Consider the following 1,073-nt stretch of genomic DNA (forward strand, 5'->3'; position numbering starts at 1 on the left):
CGCGCACCCCGGCCCGCAGCGCGCTGTCGAGGGCGTTGAACGGCTCGTCGAGCAGCACCAGTGCCGGGGCCGGGGCCAGCGCCCTGGCCAGCGCGACCCGCTGCTGCTGGCCGCCCGACAGTTCGTGCGGCATCCGCCTGCCGTATCCGGCGAGCCCGACGAGCTCCAGCATCTCCTCGGTGCGGGCCGCTCTGGCGCGCCGGTCGGTCAGCCCGAACGCGACGTTCCGTGCGACGTCCAGATGCGGGAACAGCGCCCCTTCCTGGGGCAGGATCCCGATTCTGCGGTGCTCGGGCGGAAGGTGCGTGCCGGGGCCGTCCAGGAGGCGTCCGCCGACCGTCACGGTGCCACCGTCGGCACGCAGGAACCCCGCGATGATCCGCAGCAGGGTGGTCTTCCCGCACCCGGACGGCCCGAGCACCGCGGCGAGCGAACCGGCGGGCACGGTGAGGTCGAGCCCGTCGAGGACGGTCGAGCCGGGCCCGTACCCCTTCACCAGGCCGCGGATCTGCACTTCGGTCATGAGCGGTGCCTTCCCAGAAGGTAGGAGGGGACGGCGGCGAGGACGAGCAGGGCCGTCGCGTAGGGGGCGGCGGCGGCGAACGCGCCGACCCCGGTCTCGGCCCAGAGCCGGGTGGCGAGGGTGTCCATGCCGGTGGGGCGCAGCAGGAGCGTCGCGGGGAGTTCCTTCATGCAGACCACGAAGGTGAGGGCCGCGCCCGCCGCGACGCCCGGCGCGGCCAGCGGAACCGTCACCTCGCGCAGCACCCGGACGGGGCCGCGGCCCAGCGACCTGGCCATGTCCTCCAGTACCGGGGGCGCCTGGAGGACGGCGGCCCTGGTCGCGGCGACGGCGACCGGCAGGAACAGCACGGCGTACGCGCAGACCAGCAGCGGGAGCTCCTGGTAGAGCGGTTCGGCGTAGCGGACCGCGAAGAAGACCAGCGACAGCGCGACCGTGATCCCCGGCAGGGCGTGCCCGGCGTAGGCGGCCTGCTCCAGCAGGTGCGCCGCCCGCCCCCGGTAGCGGGCCGCGACCACCCCGACGGGCAGGGCGAGCAGCGTGGTGAGGG

The 1,073-nt window shown here is 75.2% G+C and carries 2 protein-coding genes; both read right to left on the reverse strand.

The genetic code is table 11. From position 1 onward, the window contains the following. Window positions 1–523, reverse strand: a 523-nt coding sequence (locus ACYVE7_RS34505) for an ABC transporter ATP-binding protein (protein ID WP_460370832.1), incomplete at its 3' end; no start/stop codon positions are given. Next, the coding region (locus tag ACYVE7_RS34510; RefSeq protein ID WP_460370834.1) for an ABC transporter permease at window positions 520–1,073 on the reverse strand (554 nt) is incomplete at its 5' end. The genes ACYVE7_RS34510 and ACYVE7_RS34505, both read right to left, overlap by 4 nt.

Source organism: Actinocorallia lasiicapitis, assembly GCF_054778695.1.